This is a genomic window from Candidatus Hydrogenedentota bacterium, from assembly GCA_016791475.1.
Taxonomy (GTDB): Bacteria; Hydrogenedentota; Hydrogenedentia; order Hydrogenedentales; family JAEUWI01; genus JAEUWI01.
Window position 1 is genome coordinate 1 of sequence record JAEUWI010000021.1, and the last position, 22,294, is coordinate 22,294.

The following is a 22,294-nucleotide window of genomic DNA, read 5'->3' on the forward strand; positions in this document are numbered from 1 at the left end:
ACTCCAGACTCCAGACTCCAGACTCCAGACTCCAGACTCCAGACTCCAGACTCCAGACTCCAGACTCCAGACTCCAGCCTCCAGCCTAAAGCCTCCAGCCTAGGCTTCCGCTGGCCAGAGCTGGCTGATGGCGGCTTCGAGGGCGGTGGGGGTGGTGATGAGGGGGTGGACGGTGGCGCCGAAGGTGGTTTCGAGTTCGTTGATGGTGCGCAGGTCGAGGGGGTCGGCCATGGCGACCATCACGGCGCCGCGGGCGTGTTTCAGGGGCAGGCAGCCGCGGTTGCGGGCGAGGCCGGCGGTGATGGTCCAGGCGACTTCGGGGTCGATCTCTTCCATGGGCAGGGGGGCGAGCAGGGGGAGTTGTATCTGGCGACTCAGGGTGCGGGCGATTTCTCCCTCGCCCAGGCCCAGGTGGGCCATGAGGATCTCGCCGAGCCGGCCGCCTTCCACTTTCTGGATCTCCAGCGACTGCACGAGCTGGTCCTCCGTCAGCAGGCCGTCTTCGATGAGCAGCATGCCGAGGCGCATCTTCAGGGCGGCGGTGTCTTGCCGGTCCAGGGCGACGGTGGCCTCGCGCACGCTTTCGGCGCAGGCCTCGTCCAGCGCGCTGAACAATTCCGCCTGGACGGGTTGTTCCACTTCTTCCGAGACGGCGATCGCATCGATCAGGGCCTGGCAGAAGGCGCCGCAGGTTTCGTAGCGCCGGTTCGGGTCTTTGGCCAGCCCCTTCAGAAGCACCTCATTGATGGGATCGGGCAGCCCGTTCACGGGCGGTGCGGGCTTCAACTGGATCTGGGTGATGATGGAGCCGGAGACGAAGGGGGGACGTCCGGCCAGCATTTCGTAGAAGGTGGCCGCGAGGCTGTAGAGGTCGCTGCGGCCGTCGAGGCGCTCACCCATGAGCTGCTCGGGGCTCACATAGAGCAGGGTGCCGCTGGTTAATTCTCCGGACAGGCGCGCCTGCACCTCGCGGGCGGTGCGGGCGATGCCAAAATCCGAAAGCAGGACCCGGTTCTGCTCGTCGACCATGATATTGGCCGGTTTGACGTCACGGTGGAGGATACCCTCGCCGTGGGCATAGTCCAGGGCCTCCCCGAGCTGCTGAATCCACGGCACTATCACTCCAGGGGCAAAGGGCCGCCGCTGGCCATAGAGCAGTTCGGAGAGATTGCTGCCGTCGATGTATTCCATGGTGATGAGGCGGTTGGCCTCGGTTTCCCAGAAGGTGTAGACCCCCAGGATATTCGGGTGGCGCAGGCGCCGGGTCAGCAGGACTTCCCGTTTGAGGTCGGAAACGGCCCGGTGGTCATCGTAGAGCTCTGGCTTCAGGATTTTAAGTGCAACGGGTTCGTTGTTGAGTTGTATATCTTCCGCCAGCCACACCGATCCCAGGCCGCCCCGGCCGAGCCGCTCCACCAGCCGAAAACGGTCCATCATAAGGTGTCCGGCAAAGGCATTCTGGCATACGGGACACAATGTGGTATCGTCGGGCGACTCTGTGTAGCAACTTGGACAGCGGACCATCCTGAACTCCTTCCCTGAGGCGTCCCATTGTAACAGGGTGCTATCGAAAGTGCCAGAACGTGCTGAAATTGAACACCTGCGGGCGAATCGCGCCAATTTGTTCAATTTAAACAGCTTACGCTTTCCAGGGATTCCAGAGATTCTGGCGAGAATGACTCGCATGGGGGCCCGCCCGGAATTTAGCCATCAGGTGAAACCAAAGGTGTCGATTGAATAGTCCGCGCCAGACTGCGTCCATTAGGGTAGACGCAAGGCATGCGGTGAAAGGACAACAGCCATGAACATTCAAAACACAACCAAGCGAATCGCGAGTTTCCTCGCGCTTGCCGCCCTGTATCCCCTGGCGGCGGGTGCGGAGGGCGTCCTCCACGGTCGCGTCAGTTTCGACGCGGGCGGCACCCTGATCAAAGGGGGACAGGAGAGCGACTGGAGCACGGCTTCGGTCAATACTCTTGTCCTTACCGGCGATACCCTCTGGGTGGACAACGGCGGCACCTCCGAGGTGGAGTTTTCCGGCGGGACTTTCCTGCGCATGGCCGACGGCAGCAAGGCGGAAGTCGTGGACGTGCCCCCGAACGCCACCCTGCGCGGCTGGATAGGCTCGTTTTACGTGCAGCGCCTGAGCCGGAGTTCCGGTTCCATGGTTTTCTACACGCCCGCCGCGATCATTGAGATCGACAACGACGCCGCGGTCCGCATCGATATCGTGAACGAAGGCGTCACCACCGTCTCCACGCGCTGGGGCCGGGCCACGATCCGCACGGAAGCGGGCGGCCAGGTCGAAGCCCATGCGGGTCGTCGCGTCTTTGTCGAAGCGGGGCTGCTCCCCTCCGAGCCCACACCCTTTGACCGGACCGAAGAAGACGCCTTCGATCAGTGGAACCGCGAACGTGCCGAGTTTCTGGCCACGGGCGGCAGCAACACGCCGGCCTCCGTGCCCATCAGCAACGACACCATCGGCGTAAGCGATCTTGACCGCTACGGCGAGTGGGTGTACATCGACAACACCCCCTGCTGGCGTCCGACCGTCGTTGTAGACTATACCCCGTACCACAACGGCTATTGGAACTATGTGGGCAACGTGGGCAACGTGTGGGTGGGCAATTACCCCTTCTGCTACGTCACTTCCCACTATGGCTACTGGGACTATCACCGGACCTACGGCTGGGTCTGGAGCTATCGCCCCCAGTGGAGCCCCGCCTGGTGCGCCACCGTGCAGTATGGCGACTACTTCGTATGGGCACCGGTGAACCGCTACTACCGCCCCGTGTACCCCAGCACCTCGGCGTACTTCAGCGTCGGCGGCGTGGCCTTCGGTTACCTGGGCACCTCCTACTGCCACGTGGACAGTCTGTACATGGGACCGTCCTACGTGTACTACACGAACAACGACCCCTTCCGTCGCTACTGCGACAACCCCGACATCACCATCAACATCTGGAACATCAACACCGGCGGACGCCGCCCCCATGTTCGCGTCCCCTACAACGACTCCGTGACCACCGTTCGCGATTATACGCCCCGCCGACAGATTCGCGGCGCGGAAACCCTCTACACCTCCGGACGTTCCGCCGGTGAGCGTGCCCGCAGCCTGGAATCCGTGTCCGGCCGCGAGTCCTTCAGCCGGACCACACGCACCGGTGGCGAATTCTCCCGGACCGATGTCACTCGGATAGACGCCGGCAGCCGCACCCGCAATGTGCGGATCGACCAGCAGGCGCCCGACTATACCCGGGCCTCCCGGAGCAAGCCCATCGTCGCGTCCAATACCCGCGAGCGTGGTTCGCGGGACGGCGAAGCCGTAACCGTTTCCAATACCCGGGATCGGCAGAACGGCACCCGCACCCAGGCCGCTGAGCCCCGCAACAGCGAATCGCCGCGCACCAGCACATCCCCGCGCACCAGCACCCCCGCGCGCGGCGTTGACCGCGGCGGAAACAACGAGGGCGGCACTGTGGAGCGCTCCCGCACGGCCCGCACCGACATCGACCCCGGTTTCGGCTCGACACCGATTCGGACCCAGCGCACCGCGCCCACCCGGACCCGTGTGCCGGAATCCGGCCCGACGGTGACCCCGGACCGTTCCGATGACGCGCCCGCCACGCGCACCCGCGTCCCCCAGACGGAATCAGGCAGCGCGACCCGCGGCACCCGCACCACGGTTGAGCCCGATCGCACGCCGACCCGCACCTCGGTGCCCCGGATAGATACCGCGCCGGGCCGCACCACCACGCCGCGCAGCAGCGAAGGCTTCGTGGAGCGCAGTCCCAGCGTGCGCACGGCCACGCCCACGACCCGTGAGCGGACCCAGCCGCGCGAGAGCTACACGCCCCCGAGCCGCACGGTAGCGCCCGAGCGCAGCGCGCCCAGCGTGTCGAATGAGCGCCAGCCCCGTTACTCCGAGCCGGTGCGGAGCCAGCAGCCCCGCGTCCAGGTGCCGGACAACAACCGCTCGACGCCCATCAACCGTTCACCCGTTACGCCCCGGGAAGACATACAGCCCCGGGCCATCCCTCAGGAAGCGCCCCGCGCCAGCGAACGGAGCTATCAGGCCCCGACGCGCGGCAACGACAGCGCCCCCAGCTTCCAGTCGCCCCGTGTGGACAGCGGCCGGAGCGAAAGCAGCGGCCGCTCATCCGGCGGCCGTGAAAGCGGTGGCCGCGAAAGCGGCGGACGTGGCCGCTGACCGGCGTCGAATGGATTCGAAGCCAATTTCAACACTCAAGGAGTGATGGACATGAAAACGCAACTTAAGCAGATCAAATCGATAGTGCTGTCGGCGCTCGCCTTTCCCGCGGCGCTCTTCCTGGGCGGCTGCCCCTACTACCCCGGCGGTGGCACGGATCAGGCCGAGTACGACGCCGGCTTCGTCGTCGGCTTCGCGCAGGACGATGAATACTGGCAGGGCTTCGATGACAGCTATGACACCGTCGACGGCGGCGAGATTTACTACTCCGGCGATCTGATCCCCGTGCTCGACGAGATATCGTACGACGCCGGGTACTACGACGGAACCTGGTACGCCTACAACGACGGTTACTTCGTGGCCTATGATTACGCCTTCGCCATCGGCTTCAGCGAGGGCTACGACGTGGCCTTCAATTCCGACTGGCGCGCTTTTCTGATCGCGGATGAGCATGTGGAATGGCTCGACGGCGGCTTCAGCGACGGCTACAACGACGGCTTCTCCGAAGGGCGCATACTCGGCGCCAGCGATTACATCGACGGACTCGCCTATGATTGGCTCGACGCCCTGCTCTGGTATCAGGATGTGGACGCCAACGGCAATCCGAACGACATCTACTTTGAGGATCTCGATTTGGGCACCGGTGAATTCGGCCCCGTGGAGCTTTATCAGTACGGCACGAACCCCCATGACCTCGTGAAGGCCATTCGGGCGCCCCGCAAGGGCCGTGAGTTCACGCCTGCGATTCGTGGCGCCGGTTCGAAAGCGCTGGCAAAGCAAGCCGAGCTCCCCGAGCTCAGTTATCGCCCGTTGATCACCGAAGTGCAGCAGGAACTGAACGTGAACCCAGCCACTTCGCCGCGGAGCGACTACACCCTGACCCTCGAGTCCACCTGGCTGGATCGGGTGAATGCGTACAACGCGGCCTACAGCAAGAAGTCGGCGGTGGAGCGGAAGTCGGTCAAGTAAGTCGCCCTCTTCCCCTGCGCTCAGGCGCAGGTTTCCGCTGAGCGCCCCGCGGCGAGGACAACATTGCCGCGGGGCCTTTTCAGTTGACAGTTGACAGTTGACAATTGACAATTGACAATTGACAATTGACAATACGCTGTAGTCCTGGTCCAGATTCTCAGATTTATCCTTCAGCCTTCATCCTTCATCCTTCATCCTTCATCCTTCATCCTTCACCCTTCATCCTTCATCCTTCATCCTTCACCCTTCACCCTTCACCCTTCACCCTTCATCCTTCACCCTTCATCCTTCACCCTTCATCCTTCATCCTTCACCCTTCATCCTTCATCCTTCATCCTTCACCCTTCATCCTTCATCCTTCACCCTTCACCCTTCACCCTTCACCCTTCACCCTTCACCCTTCACCCTTCACACTTCACCCTTCAGCCTTCAGCCTTCACCCTTCACCCTTCACCCTTCAGCCTTCAGCCTTCAGCCTTCAAAGGAGTTCCATGGCACGTACCCCTTCCACCATGCTGCCTCTCGGCACGCCCGCGACGCCCTTCAACCTGCCCGATGCGACGGGGCGTGTGATGCACTTCACGGACTTCAACGAAGAGCGTGGTCTGCTGGTGATGTTTATCTGCAATCACTGCCCCTATGTAAAACTGATTGCGCCCACGCTCGCCCGCCTCGGGCGGATCTTTCAAGATCAGTGCATCAGTGTCGTGGCCATCAATTCGAATGACGTGGAAAACTATCCAGACGACCGTCCCGAGAAGATGATGGACGAAATCATTGCGCAGGGCTATACCTTCCCCTACCTCTACGACGCCACGCAGGAGACTGCCAAGGCCTATCGCGCGGCCTGCACCCCGGATTTCTTTCTCTTTGACGGTTCGCGTCGCCTCTATTACCGTGGCCAGTTCGACGACGCCCGACCGGGAAACGGGATCGAAGTCACCGGCAACGATTTGAAGACTGCTGTCGATCATCTCCTCGCGGGGGATCCCCCGCCCGACGGTCAGAAGCCCAGCATCGGCTGCAACATCAAATGGAAGACGGGGAATGTGCCGGAGTATCAGGAGACGTAGATGCCGGAGTCGCTACGGGGGCGGAGCGGGGTGGCAAGAGAGCGCAGAGATCGCAAGAAGTATTTTAGCTTTTCTTCACATCCGTGTAATCCGTGGTCAAAATAATCAGAAGGGAAGTTGACCACGGATTACACGGGTAGCACGGACACTGACAACGTGAAGACGGACTGGCAAACGGAAGGCAGACAGAGGTGCCCGGGAGCCGGGGGGGATCTGGTTTTTTTTCGATGTCGAGCTCTTTCGGCATCGGTCGGTCAGACAGGTTTCATCGGCGCAAATCCGCCCAGAATTCTGGGTCCGGCTTTCCTTGAGCGCGTGAGCCGGCAAAATTATCGCCAGACCGTCTGATGTGAAAGCCCTGGTGTGCGCTGTCAGCGCGGCGGTCTGAAGTGCTCGAAACCCCCATCGTGTGCGGGCTTGCCATCGACCATCACGCCCTCATGCCCATCGGTGCATTCGCCCACGAAGGTCAGGGGCACCTCGAAGGTGTGGAGAAAGGTCTCGCGCAGGGCGGCGGCCTCTCCCCGCTCAACGGCGATGAGCAGTTCGTATTCCTCGCCACTTCGGAGTCGCTTTTCTGCGGAATTTTCGCCGAGATCGGTCCAGAAGCGATCCACCGCAGCGTGCGCCGGAAGGCGATCGCCGTACAAGTGGAGCCCCACGCCGCTGGACCGCGCGATATGGCGCGTATCGGGCAGAAGCCCATCGGAAACATCCATCATCGCGTGAACCGCGTCCTGGGATTGCAGCCATCGGCCCTCCACGAGTCGGGGGAAGGGGCGGAGATACTCCGCTATGAGTTCGGGAGCTTCAACGTTGTGAAGAAGGGCGTGAAGACCCGCCCCGCGCGCCCCGATGCCGCCTGTCATGGCGAGCAGGTCGCCGGGCTTCGCGCCGTCGCGTCGCACCGCACGCCCGACCACCTCGCCAACGACACTGAAATCGAGAACCACGCCCGAACGGGAAGCGGTGGTGTCGCCGCCCACGATTTGGGCACCGGCGAAATCCGCGGCATCGCGTATGCCCCTGTAAGCCCCTTCCACCCAGCTCACGTCCAGATCATCCGGCAGGGCCAGGGTTACCAGAAGGAAATTGGCGCGGCCGCCCATGGCCGCGATGTCGCTCAGGGCCGAGACCGCCGCCTTCCAGCCAAGATCCTCGGGTGTTCCCCAGTCGCGGTGAAAGTGAACGCCTTCCAGTGACGCGTCGCAGGTGAGCAGGAGGGCTGTATCGCCCACCTCGACCTCGGCACAGTCGTCACCGATTCCCAGGCGAAGCGACCCGCGGGGATGGAGTTCACCCGTCAAGCGCGAAATCAGTCCAAATTCACCAAGCTGGCGCAGCCCTTCCGTCATCCCACCGTCTCCAGCGCGCCAAAGGCGTGGGGGATACAGGCGAGCAGATCCCGCGCGAGCATGGCCCGCGCGGTGAACTGGGAAGCGGCGCAGTCACCCGCGTAACCATGAAGCCACACCCCGAGGCGCGCGGCATCCCAGGCGCTCATGCCCTGGGCCAGCAAGCCGCCGAGAAGGCCCGCGAGCACATCGCCCGTCCCGCCGGTGGCCATGCCGTGATTGCCCGTGGTGTTTATTGCGACCGTGCCATCCGGGTGGGCCACCACCGTCTCGTGCCCCTTGAGCACCACGATCGCCTGCGTGGCCGAAGCAAGCTGCCGGGCGATAGACGCACGATTCTCCTGTACTTCCTGCGACGAGATCCGGGCCAGGCGCGCCATTTCGCCGGGGTGGGGCGTCAGTATCGTCGTGCAGGTCTCCCGGTCGCTCAGCGGGGCCAAATCCTCGGCGATGATGTTCAGTCCGTCGGCGTCCACCACAAGCGGCGGCGCGCACTGCGCCACGAAGCCATGAACAAAAGCCCAGGTCCCCGGATGGGTCGAAATTCCCGGACCCACCACCGCCGCGCTCTTCGTGGCGGCGAAGGTCAGGGCCGACTCGATAGCCGAGGAAGAGATGGTGTGGTCCGGTGTTTCGGGCAGGGCCATGCTCATGGACTCCAGCAGCGTGATCGCCGCCATATCCGCCAGCGACGCGGGGACGCCCGCCGTGACCAGGCCACAGCCGGAGCGCCCAGCCGATTCACAGGCCAGCCGCACCGCACCGGAGAAGCCCCGCGATCCGGCAATAACGAAGACATGGCCGAAACTGCCCTTGTGTCCGTCCTGCGGGCGCGGTGGAAGCAGCCTGGCGGCGATAGTGCGGGTGATGGCGTTGGACATGGTTGGACTCCTCTATTGCGTATCGTAGCGGGCGTGGGGGTGGGGTTCAAGTGGCGCGGGCGGGGGAATGAGCATTTTGGGTCTTATGGGTCTTATGGGTCGTGGGTCGTGTGCTAGAATCTCGGTTATGAGCACCTCTCCTGAAATTGTGCGCAGCACCAGCGCTATCGAGATCCAGACTGAATCCCCCGATGCCTCGCCCGACGTATTTGTTGCGAACTTTGATACCAGCACGGTTCCGACAGAGCCGGGCTGTTACATCATGGAAGACGCGAAGGGGAAGCCCATTTACGTGGGCAAAGCCAAGAGCCTTCGTGCGCGCATTCGTTCGTATATCAACGCCAGTGATTCGCGCTACAGCGTGAAGTTTCTCATGCGCCGAGTGTCCCGTATCCAGTTCCTGGTCACGGCCACGGAGAAAGAGGCCCTGCTTCTGGAAAACAGCCTGATCAAGCAGCATCGCCCGCGTTACAATGTGCAGCTCAAGGATGACAAGACTTTCATAAGTCTCCGGATTGACACGCGCCAGGATTTTCCCCGGATTACCGTGGTGCGTCGCTATAAGAAGGATGGTGCGCGCTATTTCGGTCCGTACCACAGCGCCTCTTCCGTGCGGAACACCCTGCGCCAGTTGCAGCACCTTTTTCCCCTGCGCACCTGCTCGGACAATGTGCTGAACAACCGCACCCGCCCCTGCCTTTATTATCAGATGAAGCAGTGCGTAGCCCCCTGTGTGAAGTATGTGAATCGCGATCAGTATCACGAGATTCTGAATCAAGTCCTGCTCATCCTCGAAGGTAAGAGCGCGCTCCTCGAAGAGCAGCTTCTTGCCCAGATCAACGAATGCGCGGCGAAGCTGGAGTTCGAGAAAGCCGCCACCCTGCGGGATCGCCTCTTCGATCTTCGCCGCACGCTGGAGCGTCAGCGCACCGTCGCCGTGCCGGGTGCGGAAGATCGCGACGTATTCGGCATCTATCACGAGGGCAACTTCGCCTCGATTCAGATTATTTTCTATCGCGGCGGCAAGATGCTCGGCGGTCGCAATGTTTCCTTCAAGCGCCAGGAAATGCCCCTCGACGATCTCCTGGGCTCCTTCGTGCTTCAGTACTACGGCGAAGCCCCGGCTATCCCTTCCGAAGTGCTGGTTCCCATCGACCTGGAGAGCGCGGATGTGCTGGGCGAGATCCTGACCGAGCAGCGTGGGGGAAAGGTCCAGGTACTCTGGCCCCAGCGTGGCGAGAAAGTAGCCCTGGTCGAAATGGCCAACCGCAATGCCGAGCAGAGCTTCCAGGAAAAGCGCCTTTCTGAAGCCGCTGATCAGGATACGCTCAAGGAGATGATGACGGCCCTGAAGCTTCCCAAACTTCCCGAGCGCATCGAGTGCTTCGATATCTCTACGATCCAGGGCACCAACACGGTGGCCTCCATGGTGGTTTTCACCCACGGCCAGCCCGACAAGGCCCGCTACCGACGCTTCTCGATGAAGACGGTGGACGGCCAGGACGACTTTGCCAGCATGCGGGAAGTGCTCATGCGCCGCTATACCCGCGCCATTGAGGAGAATGACCTGCCCGATTTCGTTCTTATTGACGGTGGCAAGGGGCAGCTCGGCATGGCCACGGCCGTCTTCAAGGATCTGGGTATCGAGGACATGCCCCATGCGGGCATTGCGAAATCGCGCACCCAGGAGGAGGGGGATCGCTCTCCCGAGCGCTTCTTCGTGCCCGGTCGCATGAACCCCATAATTCTCCCGCAAAATGGCCCCGTGGTTCAGTTGGCCGCCCGAATCCGCAATGAGGCGCACCGCTTCGCCATCACCTACCACCGCAAGAAGCGGGGCAAGGCCACGTTGCGCAATCGTCTCGTGGAGATTCCCGGTATCGGGCCAAAGCGCGCCAAAGTGCTCTTGAGCAGACTCGGCTCCATGTCGAAGGTGCGCGAAGCCACCATTGAAGAGATAGCCGCGCTCCCCGGTTTCAGCGAAGCCCTGGCGGCGGATATCCACGCGCGCCTGCGCCAGGATGAGGCCCCCGAGGTGAAGTGACCACGCCCATCGGGTATGATATCCCCTGTGGCGGGGCAGAATCCCCGTAGCATTGGAAGGACGAGAAGTATGGTTCCATGGTTGATTGGTGTGGCTGTTTTCGCCAGCGTCATCGCGCTGGTGTTGCTGTATTGGCGCGTGCTGGCGCTTACCTTTCCAGAAAAGCTCGCCACCGAAGAAGTCTACAAGCTCACCACCCAGGATCTCTGGAAAATCCGTGTTTGCCGCTATCGCAAGGGCCGCACCAACGGACAGCCCGTCCTGCTGGTCCACGGGGCCAACGTCAACCAGCACACCTTCACCTCGCCCAAGGGCGGCAACCTGGTGGAGTATCTCGTGGAGCGCGGCTTCGACTGCTGGACGGTCGACTTGCGGGGTTGCCGTTCTTCCGAAGCGCCCTTTGAACGCCATCGCAATCAGATTACCACGGACGATCTGCTGAACTACGATATCCCCGCCGCAATCCGACTCGTGCAGCAGGAAACGGGTTACGCGAAGATCCACTATTGCGGCCAGTCCCTCGGCGGTATGCTGCTTTACGCCTATGTGCTCAAGTTTGGCGGCGATTCCATCGCCAGCGGCGTCACCCTCGGTTCACCCATCGGATTCGATGGCGTTCGCGTTGGCCGGTCGCCGTGGATGGCCCGTCTCATCAAGCTCAACCCCGCGCTGGCCGGTGAAGTTTCCCGCGGGCTGATTCCCTTTGCGCTTCTGTTTCGCTCCAGCCCCCTGGCCTTCCCCATGAACCTGCGGAACATCGCCCGGGGCCTCAATACGGGTCATTTCTACAACATGCTCGAAGATCCGCTGCCCGGCGTGCTGCGCGATCTCATCACCTGGATCCGGACGCCGGGCTGGCGTATGGACCAGGGGCGGCTTGATGTGCAAGAGGGGCTGAAGCACCTCGATATTCCGCTGTTCAGTATCTTCGCGCCCCTGGACCCCTTCGTGCCCCTCGACAAGGCCAAAGCCTTCTTTGATGCGCTGCCCGCGGCGGATAAGCGGATTCTTATCGCCTCCCGCGAGCTCGGCTGCAAGCGCGACTACAACCATTGCGATCTGGCCTTTGGTCTCGAAGGACCCCGTGAAGTATTCGGGCCCATTGCCCGATGGTTTGAAGGCCACTCCTCCCGCGAGCAGATGGTTCAGGCAGCACCCCCGGTGTCCACGGGATACCAGGCGCCACTTCGTCCGGCCGAACGGGCCGAGATTCTTTCGGGAGATTCCTTCGCGCGCCTGGCCCAGCAGATGCCGCTCCAGCGTAGTCTCGAAGCGCCGGCTGCACCGGAGCTCCGCTCCGAGGCGCCGCCCGCCGCCGAAGCGCCCGCCCCCAGGAAAGCCCCGGTTCGCAAAGCGCCCGCGAGCAAGGCTCCCGCGAGCAAGGCTCCCGCGAGCAAGGCTCCCGCGAGCCGGGACGACGCCCGCACGACCGCCAACAAGCCCTCAGCCCGGAAGCCGGTTTCTGCCGAGCGGCCTGCGGCGAAGAAACCGGTGGCGAAGAAGCCCGCGGCGAAGAAACCGCTCGCAAGCGTCAAGCCGGCGGCGAAAAGCGATGGGGCAGCCACCGCGAAGGCCAAGCCCACACCCAAGAAGGCTGCAACGCCTGCGAAAGCCGCACCCGCTCGGCCGGTTGGCAAGGGCCCCGATCTCGCATCGGCATCGGCGGCATTGTCCGCACTCCGGCCCAACACGCCCAAAGCCGGAACTGAAAAAGCCGCGCCTATCCGCGTGAAGAAGTCCGACAAGGCCGTGCCCACGCCGGGAAAAGATGGCCCCGTAGAAACGCCCAAATCCGTACTCAAGGCCCTCTCGAATGCTTCCGACGCCATGGAGGCCTTCAAGAAGAAAGATTCCAAGCCGAAAAAGTAGCGCGCTTCGCGTTTGAATCCGGGGCGAATCCATGATCAAGGCCAGTCAAATTACCCAGTGCCGTTTCGGCGCCAAGGCCGACCGCAGTCCCGGTTGCCATGTGCGCGGGGGACTCCTGAGCTACGATATTCGCCGCTATCCCGCGCTGCTGCTCCGGGATCCGTCCGGGGCGCTGGGCGCGCTCCTGTTTAACGAGTCCAATCGCCTCAAGGCGCAGGCCATGGCGCAGGCCGACCTGGAGAGCGCCATCACCCGATTTGCGCGGGCGGACGTGGCGGTTGAGCGCATCGAGTGTCTGCTGGTGGGGGGGAGCGAGGAGAATCCCTGGCACTTGGAGGCCTGGCGGACGGCGTTGCGGAAACGCGCCATGCACTTTCAGGAAAGCGATGTTCTCGGGGCCTTCTACCGCCAGCTTTTCTTTGACGTCACGACGGGCCGCGCCGAGGTGTACCGTGAAGTGGCCTCCGCGGCCCAGGGCAATCCCGGCAAAGCGGCCCTCTCGCTGGACGACAGCACCCAGGTCTTCCGCGAGCGTGATGCGCGGGGGGTGGTCGCCAACGCGACCCGTTTTTTCCGTGAGGCGAAATCTTTTCAGGCCCTTAAGGAGTGGATTGTTCCCGAGCACCTCGAACTAAAGCCCGAAACCCCTTTTGTACTCTGGAGCGCGTGCTGTTCCAATGGCGCCGAGTCCTATTCTTACGCCATGTACCTGCACCGACTGTTTCAACGGCTGGGCGCCGTGTGTCCCATGCGGGTCGTGGGCACGGACATCAACGAGACGCTCATCGAATGGGCCCGCCAGGGGGCCTACCAGGTGAAGCCGGATGAATGGCGGGAGTTTCGTCCGTATTTCGAACATTATGCGGACGTGGATGGCGACCGGATCGTGTTTCGAGAAGAAATCCGGCGATTCCTGACCTTTTTGCCCCACGACATCAAGAAGGCGCCCCGAAAGCACCGCTTTCAGGTCATCGTCTGCGCGAATGTCTTCCAGTATTATAAAGACGACGCGCGGGAGCATTTCCTGCGAAATTTTGCCTCGGTGCTGGACTCGCCGGGCTATATCTACGCCGGTGTGGTCCATCCCGAAATTGTGGCGCGCGCGGGGCTGGAGTCTTTCGGTCGCTACGGTATGCTATACAAGCCCTGAGCGCCTACTTCCACCATGTGATGATGATCGGAACGGTGCCCGTCGATTCGAGGTCGAAGGACAACTCGAAGGGCCCCGGTCCCTTGGAGCATTTCACCAGCAGCGTGTTCTTTCCCTGTTTGACCCAGCCCAGGGCCGTCTGCGAGCCGTCGCCCCGGACGTTGGCCTGGCCCTCGCTCTCATGGGTCAGGGCGCCGTTCAGCCACACCTTGAGCCCGTGGGCCCAGCCGAAATTGAGCGCGACTTCCTGACGCCGGTCGCAACTGAACTCGGCATAGGCGTAGGCCGTGCCATAGCGGCTCGGTTCGCCGGCGCCCGAATCCGCTTCCAGCGCCGCATGGAAATCCAGTGTGTGGCGCTGGACGTCCCGCGTCCACCACGGCTTCCAGTGAATCGCGCGGTACCAGCCGGGGTAGGTCGCTTCGAAGTCGATTTCCTTTTCCGGGGGATGGACGGCGTTGTGCCCGGAGAGCCCGTTCCAGTTTGGGAAACTGCCCAGGACCATCCACTTGCGCAGGGTGTTGTTCCGCTCCTGGTTCATCCACTCCACAGTCTTTTGATCCGCGGCCGCCGTCTCCGTCGAGGGCACCGAACGACGCGAAAAATGGTTCACCAGGTTTACGAAGAGGCGATCGGCCACGGGGTCGGTGCCGAGGTGCTCCAGGATGCGCAGGTGCGTGAAAACCACGCGCCCACCACCGAGGCGCCTTACGACGAAATTGGCCCCCCACCAATGGCCGCCCGGTTCTCCTGTTTCCGTCGGGAACGCGCAATGGACGCCCGACATCTCCTCGTCACTCTCGGATTCGAAGGCGTGTAGCGGCAGCACATTCTGGTAGGGTTGCTGCATCAGATCGCGCGAGGGCAGTCCGTCAAACACGGGGTGCAACTTCGCATAGTGTCGCGCGACGGTTCCCCGTTGCGTGATACACCGCGACTGGATGCGCAGATTGCCGTCCACCATTTCCGCGAGTTCATTCCAGTCCTCCGGCGGCCCGAAGACAATGGCGACCGCGCCTTCGTAGACCTGTGCCAGCACCTGGAGCAGATCGTTTGCGGGATAGGCCCGAATCGTGTTGGCCAGTTTAGGAACAATATGCACCGGCGCGAGTACGCTGTGCAGCTTCGCCAGGCGTCCGCACGCGGAACGCAGCGCGCCCCGCGCCGCAAGCACGTTGATCTCCACCTGGTCCGCCTTGATGGGCTGTACCACGTGAAGGTTCACCGAACTCTCGCCGATGACCCGCCGGTCCTGGATGAGACGCACCACGAAACGGTGGGGGCCCGTGGAGCCGGAGGCGGCGATATCGCCCGTCCACAGCTCCCGTCCGTGGCGGGGAATTTTCACCAGACGCTTCTTCTTCCACAGCACCTGGTTGGTGGGGCCCACCACCTGCAATGACAGTTCGCCCCGGCCCTCCAGGCGCGCTTCATTGATCAGGAGGATGGTAACGCTCACCTCTTCGCGGGGCACCAGATTGTTCTTGTACATCAGCACCACCGGGCGCACCTCCTGCTGCACCGGCTTCAATGCCTTCAGCACCGGCTTCGCGTGTCGTTTCATGTCGGCGAGCCCGAAGGGTGTTGCATCCGGGCCGTCGCACAACAGGCGCACGCCGTAGCCCATCATTTTTACGTTGCAGCGCACCGCGTCCAGTTGCGCGCGCAGCCCGTCGTTCTGCAGGTTCTGCGCCGCCTCGACATACTTCTCGATCGTGCCAAAGCACCGCTCCACCTGGCGCTGGGCGAATCCCGTCGCAAAAGCTTCGTCCCGGGCCGCGCCGGCCGCCGTGCCGTCGTTCCACTGGGCGACTCCGGCCACCGCGATGGCGCCCTGAACGTTGAGCCGCTCCGGATCGCCACAGAGTCGCAGGTAGTCTTTTGATACCGAAGTGACCGGCGCGTCCATGACCGTTTCCAGCGACTCGAAGGGTTCCGTCACGTCACGGTAGGGGCGGGCCAGGGCCTGCACCAGGTCGCCCGGGGCGTCGCAGAGGATCAGACGGGTCGGATCCAGAGCGCGGACCTCGTTGATGCCGCAGTGCTCCTGGGCCCGGCCCGGTTTCGGCGCGCGCAGTCCGCACCACGCCACCAGCGCGGTTTCATTGCGATCGCGCGTCACCAGGGCTTCCGTCATACCCTCCCAGTCGGACGTACGCGCCACGCGATCCGGCGGGCAAACCTCCTGGAAGACCAGCACGCCGAGTTCGGCCGCCAGTTGGAGCAGGGCCGCCGGGGCCGGTCCGCCTTCCACACGAATGGTGTTGAAGCCGCCATCTCTTACGAGGCCGAGTTCGCGACGCAACAGCGCCGAAAGCTTGTCGGCCCTCAGGCTCTGGGGGTACTGGGGCAGGCAACTCACGGACTTCACGAAGAAGGGCCGGTTGTTCAGATAGAATCGTTCGTCCTTGACAGTGAACTCGCGCATGCCGAAGCGGACTTCGCAGGCGTCCACTTCGCCGCCGTTGTTCAACAGGCTCGCCCGGAGCGTATAGCACTCCGGGGTCTCGGGCGACCAGGCCGTGAATTCGGGAAATTCCACAATCAACTCGCCCGGCTCCCCTTCAACGGCGCAGGCGGTGCCGGCAATCGCCAGGCGCACCGTGCAGCCGGAAGGCGCCTCCACCAGCGCCATCACGCGCTTGCGGCGGATATCCGGCTGGACGAAGATCGACGCGATATGGGCTTTGGGCATGAGGTGAAGGGATACGCCGCCCAGCGAGTCCATGGGGTAGCGTTGGACGGGCTCGCCGACGAGCTCCTCTCCGGGACCCGCCATGACCAGTCGGACCGCGATCAGATTCGCGCCTGGGCGAAGGTGGGCGGAGACGGGAAAGCGTGCGGGCGTGCCGCCGCCGGGGTGGTTGCCGAGGCGGGTGCCGTTGAGCCAGGCTTCCAGCGGATAGTTGGAGGCTTCGAGCTGGAGTTCGGCGGATTGCCCCTGCCAGGCAGGATTGAAATCGAAAGACTTGAAGAACCAACCCACACCGCCCTGGGCGGCAATACCCTGCGACTGCATCGAAGGAAGGGCTACTTCCCGGAGGTCTTTTTCCGGAATCGCCTCGAACCAGCGCGCCTTCATACCCGCATGTTGCGCATCGTAGACCAAGGTCCATTGACCATCAAGAGAAACATGGGTGCGTGGGGAGCTCATTCAATTTTTCCTGGCAGCCCGGGTCAGGGCTGGATCTGTGGGTGGGTTAAACCGTGATCTTACTGATAAGACAGCAGGTTATGCAAGAAAAGTTGGGGGAATGGTCTGGAGACTGGAGTCTGGAGTCTGGAGTCTGGAGTCTGGAGGGGAATGGGTCTTATGGGTCGTATGGGTCTGGAACAGCTATTGCCTTCACCCTTCACCCTTCATCCTTCACCCTTCATCCTTCACCCTTCTCCCTCCAGCCTCCAGCCTCCAGCCTCCAGCCTCCAGCCTCCAGCCTCCAGCCTCCAGCCTCCAGCCTCAAATTGAGCCCCGGCGCGGGGCTCGTGTACCATGGCTTCCAAAGACTACAACCGGCAGCAAATCCCAAAAGGAGAGTCCCCGCGATGACCTCGCTGAAATACCGCCTTCTTGTGCTTTCCACCCTTAGCGCCTTCGTTCTTTCCGCGTCCGCCGGGCGGGTCGTCATTCTGGGTTTCGACGGGGTCGATCCCGGGGTGGCCGCCACCATGATGGACGCGGGCGAACTGCCCAACCTCTCCAAACTCAAGGACTCCGGCACCTTTCAGCCACTCGGCTCCAGCAACCCGCCCCAGTCGCCCACCGCCTGGTCTTCCTTCGCCACCTGCAAGTCCCCGCTGAACCACGGTATCTTCGACTTCCTTAAGCGCGATCCCAAGTCCTATATTCCCGCACCGGGTTTCGGCAAGGTGAGCGATGTCGTCTTGGACGCGTCGGGAAAACCCAGCAAGCCTGCGGGCTATACGAGCTTTCGCAAGGGCGACAGCTTCTGGAAGGCGGCCTCCGATCAGGGTTTTAAGGTGAAGGCCCTTCTGGTGCCCTTTGCCTATCCGGCCGATGATCTCTCCGACGAGTGCCGTATGCTCTGTGGCCTGGACGTGCCGGATATTCGCGGCACCCAGAGCACCTATTTCGCCCTTTCCACCGCCTTTCCCGCCGAAGAGTCGGTGGCCGGCGGCGTGCGCCTGCCTTTGAAGCTCAGCGGCGGCAAAGGTACCGTGGCCGTACCCGGTATTCGAAAACCGGACAAGACGTTTGCCACCGTGCCCTTGGAGGTAAGCGTCGACGCGGCGGCGAAGTCGGTGTCGCTCACGGTCCAGGGTAAGACCGCATCGATCAAAGAAGGGGAGTGGAGCGAATGGGTCGAGTGGGATTTCGCCCTGTCGCCCGCCTTCAACGTGCGCGCTATCAGCCGCTACTTCGCCACGGAAGTGGGCCAGACCGTCCGCCTTTACATGACATGTCTCCAGATGCACCCGGAGGAACCCTACATTCCCATCAGCAGCCCCGAAACCTATTCCGCGGAGCTGGCCGGGAAGCACGGTCTTTTCAAGACCGTTGGCTGGGAGTATGACACCAAGGCCCTCGAACACGGAGATATGACCGAAGAGATGTTCCTGGAAGATGTGAAACGCACCATGGCGTGGCAGGAGCAACTCGTGCTCGACGAGATTGACGCGGGCAACTTTGATCTGCTCATCGGTGCGTGGACCGCTACGGATCGGGTCGCCCACATGTTCTGGGGCTATCGCGATCCGAAGCATCCCCTATACACCGAGGCCCTGTTCAAGAAATATGGCCGGGCGGTGGAGGATACCTACATTAAGATGGACGGCATTGTGGGCAAGGTCATGGAACGGCTTCAGGGCGACGACACCCTCATGATCATGTCCGACCACGGTTTCCACAGTTTTCGAAAAGGCTTCAGCGTCAATACTTGGCTGGTGCGCAACGGGTACCTCACCGTCACCGGTCAGCCCGACGCGGCCACGGCCTTTACCGATACGCGCTTTTTCTACAACGGCGCGACCAAGGGCTATACCTACGACTGGTCCAAGAGCAAGGCCTACGGACTCGGGCTCGGCATGATCTTTCTCAATCGCCAGGGCCGGGAGAAGAATGGTATCGTGAGTGCCGCCGAAGCACCCGCGTTGATCGAGGAAATTCGCGCGAAGTTGCTAGAGGTGAGCGACCCCGAGACGGGCGAGAAGGTATTCCGCAGCGTCGCCGTCAACGTCGATCCCAAAGGGGCCGCCACGGCGGATGCTCCCGATCTGCAACTGGGCTACGCCGAGGGCTACCAGACGGAAAAGGCCTCTTCTGCCGGCGCCGCGCCGAAAGATCTTTTCCAGGTGAATGATGCGAAGTGGAGCGGGGAGCATGCGAGCTCCGATCCCGAGTTTACCGCCGGAATCCTCTTCTCCAACAAGCCCCTGAAGGATGGCGCCACCCTGCTGGACCTCGGGGTGACCTCCCTGGACCTCCTCGGGGCAAAGATCCCGGCGGATTATGAGGGCAAGTCGCTGAAATAGTTGCCAGAACCCGATCGGCCGGATCCGTCGGATCCGACCGATCGGTTTTTCTTGGTCTACTTCACGAAGTCCAGATAGCTTTCTGTTAGCGCGGGGTTCACGCGGCTGCTATCCTGCCGCAGGGCGGCCACTTCTTCTTCGGTGGAGATGGCGCCGAGTTCCAGCGACACTGCGCAGCGCTCGCCGGGCTTCAGGGACTTCAGCAGGCCGAGATCTTCGTCCACTTTCCTGCCGAAGACGCCGCAGTTGCAGGGCTCCAGGCCCACCACGTAGTCCTGCTCCCCGAGCATCTTCCATTCGGTGAAGCGGGGGAGGGCATCCTGGTTGTATTTCACATACACGCCAAAGCCATTGCCCCGGGCGAAGCCGTCATTGATGATAGCAGCGGTTACCGTGCCATCGGCCGCCGGTGTCATGTCGTGAAAATACACCTTCTCCGCATAGCCGTGGACCGGGCCGTGGAATCTGTACCAGTCTTCCTTGCCGTCCTGGGCGATGGCGTCGCGGGGAGCCACCTGGCGGCTCGGGGCGATCAACTCCGACCCCGCGTCCACCGCCGGCCAGCCCACGTTGCAGTGGTACAGCAACATATAGGGCGCATCGTGGAAGCCCTCATTCTCGATGACGTCGTCGATCCAGAAACACTTCGCGCCCAGTTTCGTGCGCACGGTGCGGGTCAGTGTTAGATTCTCGTGAAAGAGGGCCGTCTGGCGCATCGTTCCCGTAACGGAAATTACATAATCATCACCCTGCCATTCCTGCGTGACTTTGATGTTCCGCGCGGGGGTGTTTGAAATCCGGCCATGGAGTCCGTTGCCCGTCAGTTCGCTTCCCGCCTCCGGCGCGCCCACATTATTCAGGCCGCAAGTGGTCACCAGGCCACCGAAATAGCTTCGGAGCCAGCGGATGCCTTCCGCCTCATAGTACTGGGGGGCCACATCGCCCGTGGTGGATCGCCAGCCCATGGCCTGACCCTGATACGAGGCCGACGCGATGTCCAGGCAGCGATCCAGCAGCACCGTAACTTCCAGTCCCGTGCCGGTTTGCAGGATGGCCGCCCGCGTCGGTCGCTCGTTGCCATCATCCAGTTGAACGATGCGTACCCCGGCCACCTGATCCATGTTGCCCACGCGCTGCCGTAATTCCTTGACGGAGTACTCTTTTCCATACATTTTCATCGTATTGTTGTCCTTTTCCAGCAAATGAATTGTCGCCCGATCCTATTCTTGTGCACGGCGCCCGGTCGTTTCAAATCGCGCCCGGCGGATGCGGGGCGTGCCTCGGATGCACAGAAACTTGCAGAAGGCGCGGACAAGAGGCATAATTGTATGTCATATAATCAGTTACACCAATTTTTATCCGGTGAGGTGCATTTTCGGTGACCGTGCCCCCCATGGGCCCCGCTGGCGGTAGGCAATCGCCGCCAGCATCGTTAAGGCTGGACCGTTAAACGACTTGTCAACGGCGCCCCCAGTTCGTATAATGCTCGCTTATTCATTCGTTCATCCAGATCTTCAGAGACAGCTCCGAAGCAATCCAATCGCAGGAAGGAGGGTTCACCGCTGTGACCATGACCAAGCGTGAACTTGTAATTCGGGTAGCCAATAAACTGGGCATGACTCAGAGCGATGTGTCCAAGATAATTGAAGGGACCTTCGACACCATCTCCCAGTCGCTGGCCAGTGGTCAGCGCTGGGAACTGCGCGATTTTGGTGTCTTCGAAGTGAAGACCCGCGCATCCCGCATCGGGCGCAACCCCCGCACGGGCGATCAGGTTCCCGTCCCGGAGCGGCGCGTCGTCACCTTTCGCCCCGGAAAGCGTATGAAAGAGTTGGTGGCCGGCGAAGAAGAGGGCGGTTTTGTCGCGGAAGATACCGTCCCTGTCGCGGTCTCCCGCGAAAGCTTCTAGGCCCGAGCGATGCCCCTTATTCTCGCTGCGGAAACCAGCACGGCTATCAATAGCGTGGCCCTCCTCCGGGACGACGCCCTTCTCGCAGAGGCCGTCATCGATGGACGACGGCTTCACTCCGAGCGACTCCTCCCCACGGTGGACTGGCTGCTGGGCGAGGCGGGGCTGGCCCTGCGGGATATCGAACTCCTCGCCGTTGCCTCCGGGCCGGGTTCCTTCACCGGATTGCGGATCGGCGCGGCCACATGGAAGGGCCTCGCCTTGGCCAACGACCTCCCCCTCGTCGCCGTTCCCACGCTCGACGCCATGACCCGGCTCTGCCCCTGCGCCGCCCCTTCCCATCTCGCCGTCGTGCTGGATGCGCGCATGAAGGAAGTTTTCGCGGCGGTCTATCGCTTCGAAGGCGGGAGACGCGTCAAAGTGATTGAAGATCGGGCCTGCTCCATCGATGTGCTCCTTGATGCCCTGGCGTCCCTGGACGGATTCGACGCGTCGGGCCTTACGGTGATGGGCGACGGCGCGGATCTTTACCGGACCGCGATTTCCGCCCGTTTTGAGCGCGCCGTCATCCCCGCTCCGGCCCAGAGCGCGCCCCGGGCCAGCGCCGTGGCCCTCGAAGCCCTCGCGCTTCAGGCGGCCGGGGCCAGTACCGACGCCGCGCTGGTCAGCCCGGTTTACCTGCGCAAGTCCCAGGCCGAAATCAACCGGGACCTGAAACTCGTCCAGTCCTCGACCTGAGGGGAGGCCCGCCCATGGATGAAGCGGCCCTGGACCCCGTCGATATTTCCCGCCTTCGCTATGTGCGCCTGCAGAAGGACCATCTGCCCGAGGTTCTCGCGCTGGAGCATGCGTCGTACCCCGATCCCTGGACGCAGGGCATGTTTCACCAGGAAATGCGCAACGGGCCCTCGCACTTTTATCTCGCCTTTCACGATGAGCGCCTGGTGGCCTATGGGGGATTCTGGATGATCCTGGACGAAGTCCACATCACCAAGATCACGGTGGCCCCCGCCCTTCGCGGGCAGGGGCTCGGGCGCCTTTTTATGACCTTTCTGGAGTCGCGGGGTGCGGAGGCGGGTGGGAAGACCATCCGCTTGGAAGTCCGCGAGTCCAACGCGCCCGCTCGGGGCCTCTACCGGAACATGGGCTTCGAGGAAATCGGGATACGCAAAAACTACTACGCGGTCAGCGCGGAGCACGCCATCGTGATGGTGAAGCACCTGACGGCGGAGGCGGTTTAGCGGCCCCGCGACGAAGGCCGTATTGCCGTCCGGTGGGTTATTGGGTTGTGGCTCCACCGCGCTGCGCCTATAATGGCCCCTTGACCGGCGCAGCACTGGACCG

At 62.5% G+C, this 22,294-nt stretch carries 15 protein-coding genes; 10 read left to right on the top strand and 5 right to left on the bottom strand.

Features of this window, described 5'->3' with window-relative positions:
- Positions 1-99: 99 nt before the first annotated feature.
- Entirely contained in the window at positions 100-1,437 is a 1,338-nt protein-coding gene (locus tag JNK74_12835) for a protein kinase (protein MBL7647064.1), read from the bottom strand.
- A gap of 364 nt (positions 1,438-1,801) precedes the next feature.
- On the opposite strand from JNK74_12835, the gene JNK74_12840 reads away from it, so the two are divergent.
- The 3 genes from JNK74_12840 (at position 1,802) to JNK74_12850 (ending at position 6,252) form a co-directional block, all read left to right on the top strand.
- Positions 1,802-4,210, top strand: a complete 2,409-nt coding sequence (locus JNK74_12840) for a hypothetical protein (GenBank protein MBL7647065.1) — start codon at positions 1,802-1,804, stop codon at positions 4,208-4,210.
- 51 nt (positions 4,211-4,261) lie between these two features.
- A complete protein-coding gene (locus tag JNK74_12845) occupies positions 4,262-5,179 on the top strand; it encodes a hypothetical protein (GenBank protein MBL7647066.1) in 918 nt (305 codons plus the stop codon).
- Positions 5,180-5,670: 491 nt separating this feature from the next.
- On the top strand, positions 5,671-6,252 hold the full coding sequence (locus JNK74_12850; GenBank protein ID MBL7647067.1) for a thioredoxin family protein: 582 nt from the start codon (positions 5,671-5,673) through the stop codon (positions 6,250-6,252).
- 371 nt (positions 6,253-6,623) lie between these two features.
- On the opposite strand, the gene thiL is transcribed toward JNK74_12850, so the two are convergent.
- Positions 6,624-7,607: a thiamine-phosphate kinase gene (thiL, locus tag JNK74_12855; protein MBL7647068.1), complete on the bottom strand. Its 984-nt coding sequence runs from the start codon at positions 7,605-7,607 to the stop codon at positions 6,624-6,626.
- Positions 7,604-8,488 (bottom strand): NAD(P)H-hydrate dehydratase, encoded by an 885-nt coding sequence (locus tag JNK74_12860; protein MBL7647069.1) that lies wholly within the window; start codon positions 8,486-8,488, stop codon positions 7,604-7,606. Before JNK74_12860 ends, thiL begins: the two co-directional genes overlap by 4 nt.
- A gap of 127 nt (positions 8,489-8,615) precedes the next feature.
- Between JNK74_12860 and uvrC the strand changes: the two genes are divergently transcribed.
- The 3 genes from uvrC to JNK74_12875 all read left to right on the top strand — a co-directional run bounded on the left by uvrC (position 8,616) and on the right by JNK74_12875 (position 13,551).
- Positions 8,616-10,532, top strand: coding sequence for an excinuclease ABC subunit UvrC (gene uvrC, locus JNK74_12865; GenBank protein ID MBL7647070.1), 1,917 nt, complete (start codon positions 8,616-8,618; stop codon positions 10,530-10,532).
- Positions 10,533-10,601: 69 nt separating this feature from the next.
- On the top strand, positions 10,602-12,401 hold the full coding sequence (locus tag JNK74_12870) for an alpha/beta fold hydrolase (protein MBL7647071.1): 1,800 nt from the start codon (positions 10,602-10,604) through the stop codon (positions 12,399-12,401).
- 31 nt (positions 12,402-12,432) lie between these two features.
- Positions 12,433-13,551 carry a methyltransferase domain-containing protein gene (locus JNK74_12875; protein MBL7647072.1) on the top strand — a complete coding sequence of 373 codons (1,119 nt, stop codon included), beginning with the start codon at positions 12,433-12,435 and terminating at the stop codon, positions 13,549-13,551.
- 4 nt (positions 13,552-13,555) lie between these two features.
- Here JNK74_12875 and JNK74_12880 read toward each other — a convergent pair whose 3' ends face one another.
- Positions 13,556-16,705, bottom strand: a complete 3,150-nt coding sequence (locus tag JNK74_12880) for a hypothetical protein (GenBank protein ID MBL7647073.1) — start codon at positions 16,703-16,705, stop codon at positions 13,556-13,558.
- Between the two features lie 389 nt (positions 16,706-17,094).
- On the opposite strand from JNK74_12880, the gene JNK74_12885 reads away from it, so the two are divergent.
- Complete coding sequence (locus JNK74_12885) at positions 17,095-19,041, top strand: alkaline phosphatase family protein (protein ID MBL7647074.1); 1,947 nt, start codon at positions 17,095-17,097, stop codon at positions 19,039-19,041.
- A 56-nt stretch (positions 19,042-19,097) separates the two neighbouring features.
- Here JNK74_12885 and JNK74_12890 read toward each other — a convergent pair whose 3' ends face one another.
- Complete coding sequence (locus tag JNK74_12890) at positions 19,098-20,219, bottom strand: aldose 1-epimerase family protein (protein MBL7647075.1); 1,122 nt, start codon at positions 20,217-20,219, stop codon at positions 19,098-19,100.
- A gap of 392 nt (positions 20,220-20,611) precedes the next feature.
- Here JNK74_12890 and JNK74_12895 point away from each other — a divergent pair, with 392 nt between their 5' ends.
- Genes JNK74_12895 through rimI form a run of 3 tightly spaced genes read left to right on the top strand, consistent with a single transcriptional unit; the run spans position 20,612 to position 22,191 of the window.
- Positions 20,612-20,950 carry an integration host factor subunit beta gene (locus JNK74_12895; GenBank protein MBL7647076.1) on the top strand — a complete coding sequence of 113 codons (339 nt, stop codon included), beginning with the start codon at positions 20,612-20,614 and terminating at the stop codon, positions 20,948-20,950.
- A 9-nt stretch (positions 20,951-20,959) separates the two neighbouring features.
- On the top strand, positions 20,960-21,688 hold the full coding sequence (tsaB, locus tag JNK74_12900) for a tRNA (adenosine(37)-N6)-threonylcarbamoyltransferase complex dimerization subunit type 1 TsaB (protein MBL7647077.1): 729 nt from the start codon (positions 20,960-20,962) through the stop codon (positions 21,686-21,688).
- A 14-nt stretch (positions 21,689-21,702) separates the two neighbouring features.
- Positions 21,703-22,191, top strand: a complete 489-nt coding sequence (gene rimI / locus JNK74_12905) for a ribosomal protein S18-alanine N-acetyltransferase (protein MBL7647078.1) — start codon at positions 21,703-21,705, stop codon at positions 22,189-22,191.
- Positions 22,192-22,294: the final 103 nt, after the last annotated feature.

Excerpts from the sequence above, each read along its gene's own strand:
- JNK74_12835 (MBL7647064.1), bottom strand. The coding sequence starts at position 1,437 with ATGATGGACCGTTTTCGGCTGGTGGAGCGGCTCGGCCGGGGCGGCCTG.
- JNK74_12840 (MBL7647065.1), top strand. The coding sequence starts at position 1,802 with ATGAACATTCAAAACACAACCAAGCGAATCGCGAGTTTCCTCGCGCTT.
- JNK74_12845 (MBL7647066.1), top strand. The coding sequence starts at position 4,262 with ATGAAAACGCAACTTAAGCAGATCAAATCGATAGTGCTGTCGGCGCTC.
- JNK74_12850 (MBL7647067.1), top strand. The coding sequence starts at position 5,671 with ATGGCACGTACCCCTTCCACCATGCTGCCTCTCGGCACGCCCGCGACG.
- thiL (MBL7647068.1), bottom strand. The coding sequence starts at position 7,607 with ATGACGGAAGGGCTGCGCCAGCTTGGTGAATTTGGACTGATTTCGCGC.
- JNK74_12860 (MBL7647069.1), bottom strand. The coding sequence starts at position 8,488 with ATGTCCAACGCCATCACCCGCACTATCGCCGCCAGGCTGCTTCCACCG.
- uvrC (MBL7647070.1), top strand. The coding sequence starts at position 8,616 with ATGAGCACCTCTCCTGAAATTGTGCGCAGCACCAGCGCTATCGAGATC.
- JNK74_12870 (MBL7647071.1), top strand. The coding sequence starts at position 10,602 with ATGGTTCCATGGTTGATTGGTGTGGCTGTTTTCGCCAGCGTCATCGCG.
- JNK74_12875 (MBL7647072.1), top strand. The coding sequence starts at position 12,433 with ATGATCAAGGCCAGTCAAATTACCCAGTGCCGTTTCGGCGCCAAGGCC.
- JNK74_12880 (MBL7647073.1), bottom strand. The coding sequence starts at position 16,705 with ATGAGCTCCCCACGCACCCATGTTTCTCTTGATGGTCAATGGACCTTG.
- JNK74_12885 (MBL7647074.1), top strand. The coding sequence starts at position 17,095 with ATGACCTCGCTGAAATACCGCCTTCTTGTGCTTTCCACCCTTAGCGCC.
- JNK74_12890 (MBL7647075.1), bottom strand. The coding sequence starts at position 20,219 with ATGAAAATGTATGGAAAAGAGTACTCCGTCAAGGAATTACGGCAGCGC.
- JNK74_12895 (MBL7647076.1), top strand. The coding sequence starts at position 20,612 with ATGACCAAGCGTGAACTTGTAATTCGGGTAGCCAATAAACTGGGCATG.
- tsaB (MBL7647077.1), top strand. The coding sequence starts at position 20,960 with ATGCCCCTTATTCTCGCTGCGGAAACCAGCACGGCTATCAATAGCGTG.
- rimI (MBL7647078.1), top strand. The coding sequence starts at position 21,703 with ATGGATGAAGCGGCCCTGGACCCCGTCGATATTTCCCGCCTTCGCTAT.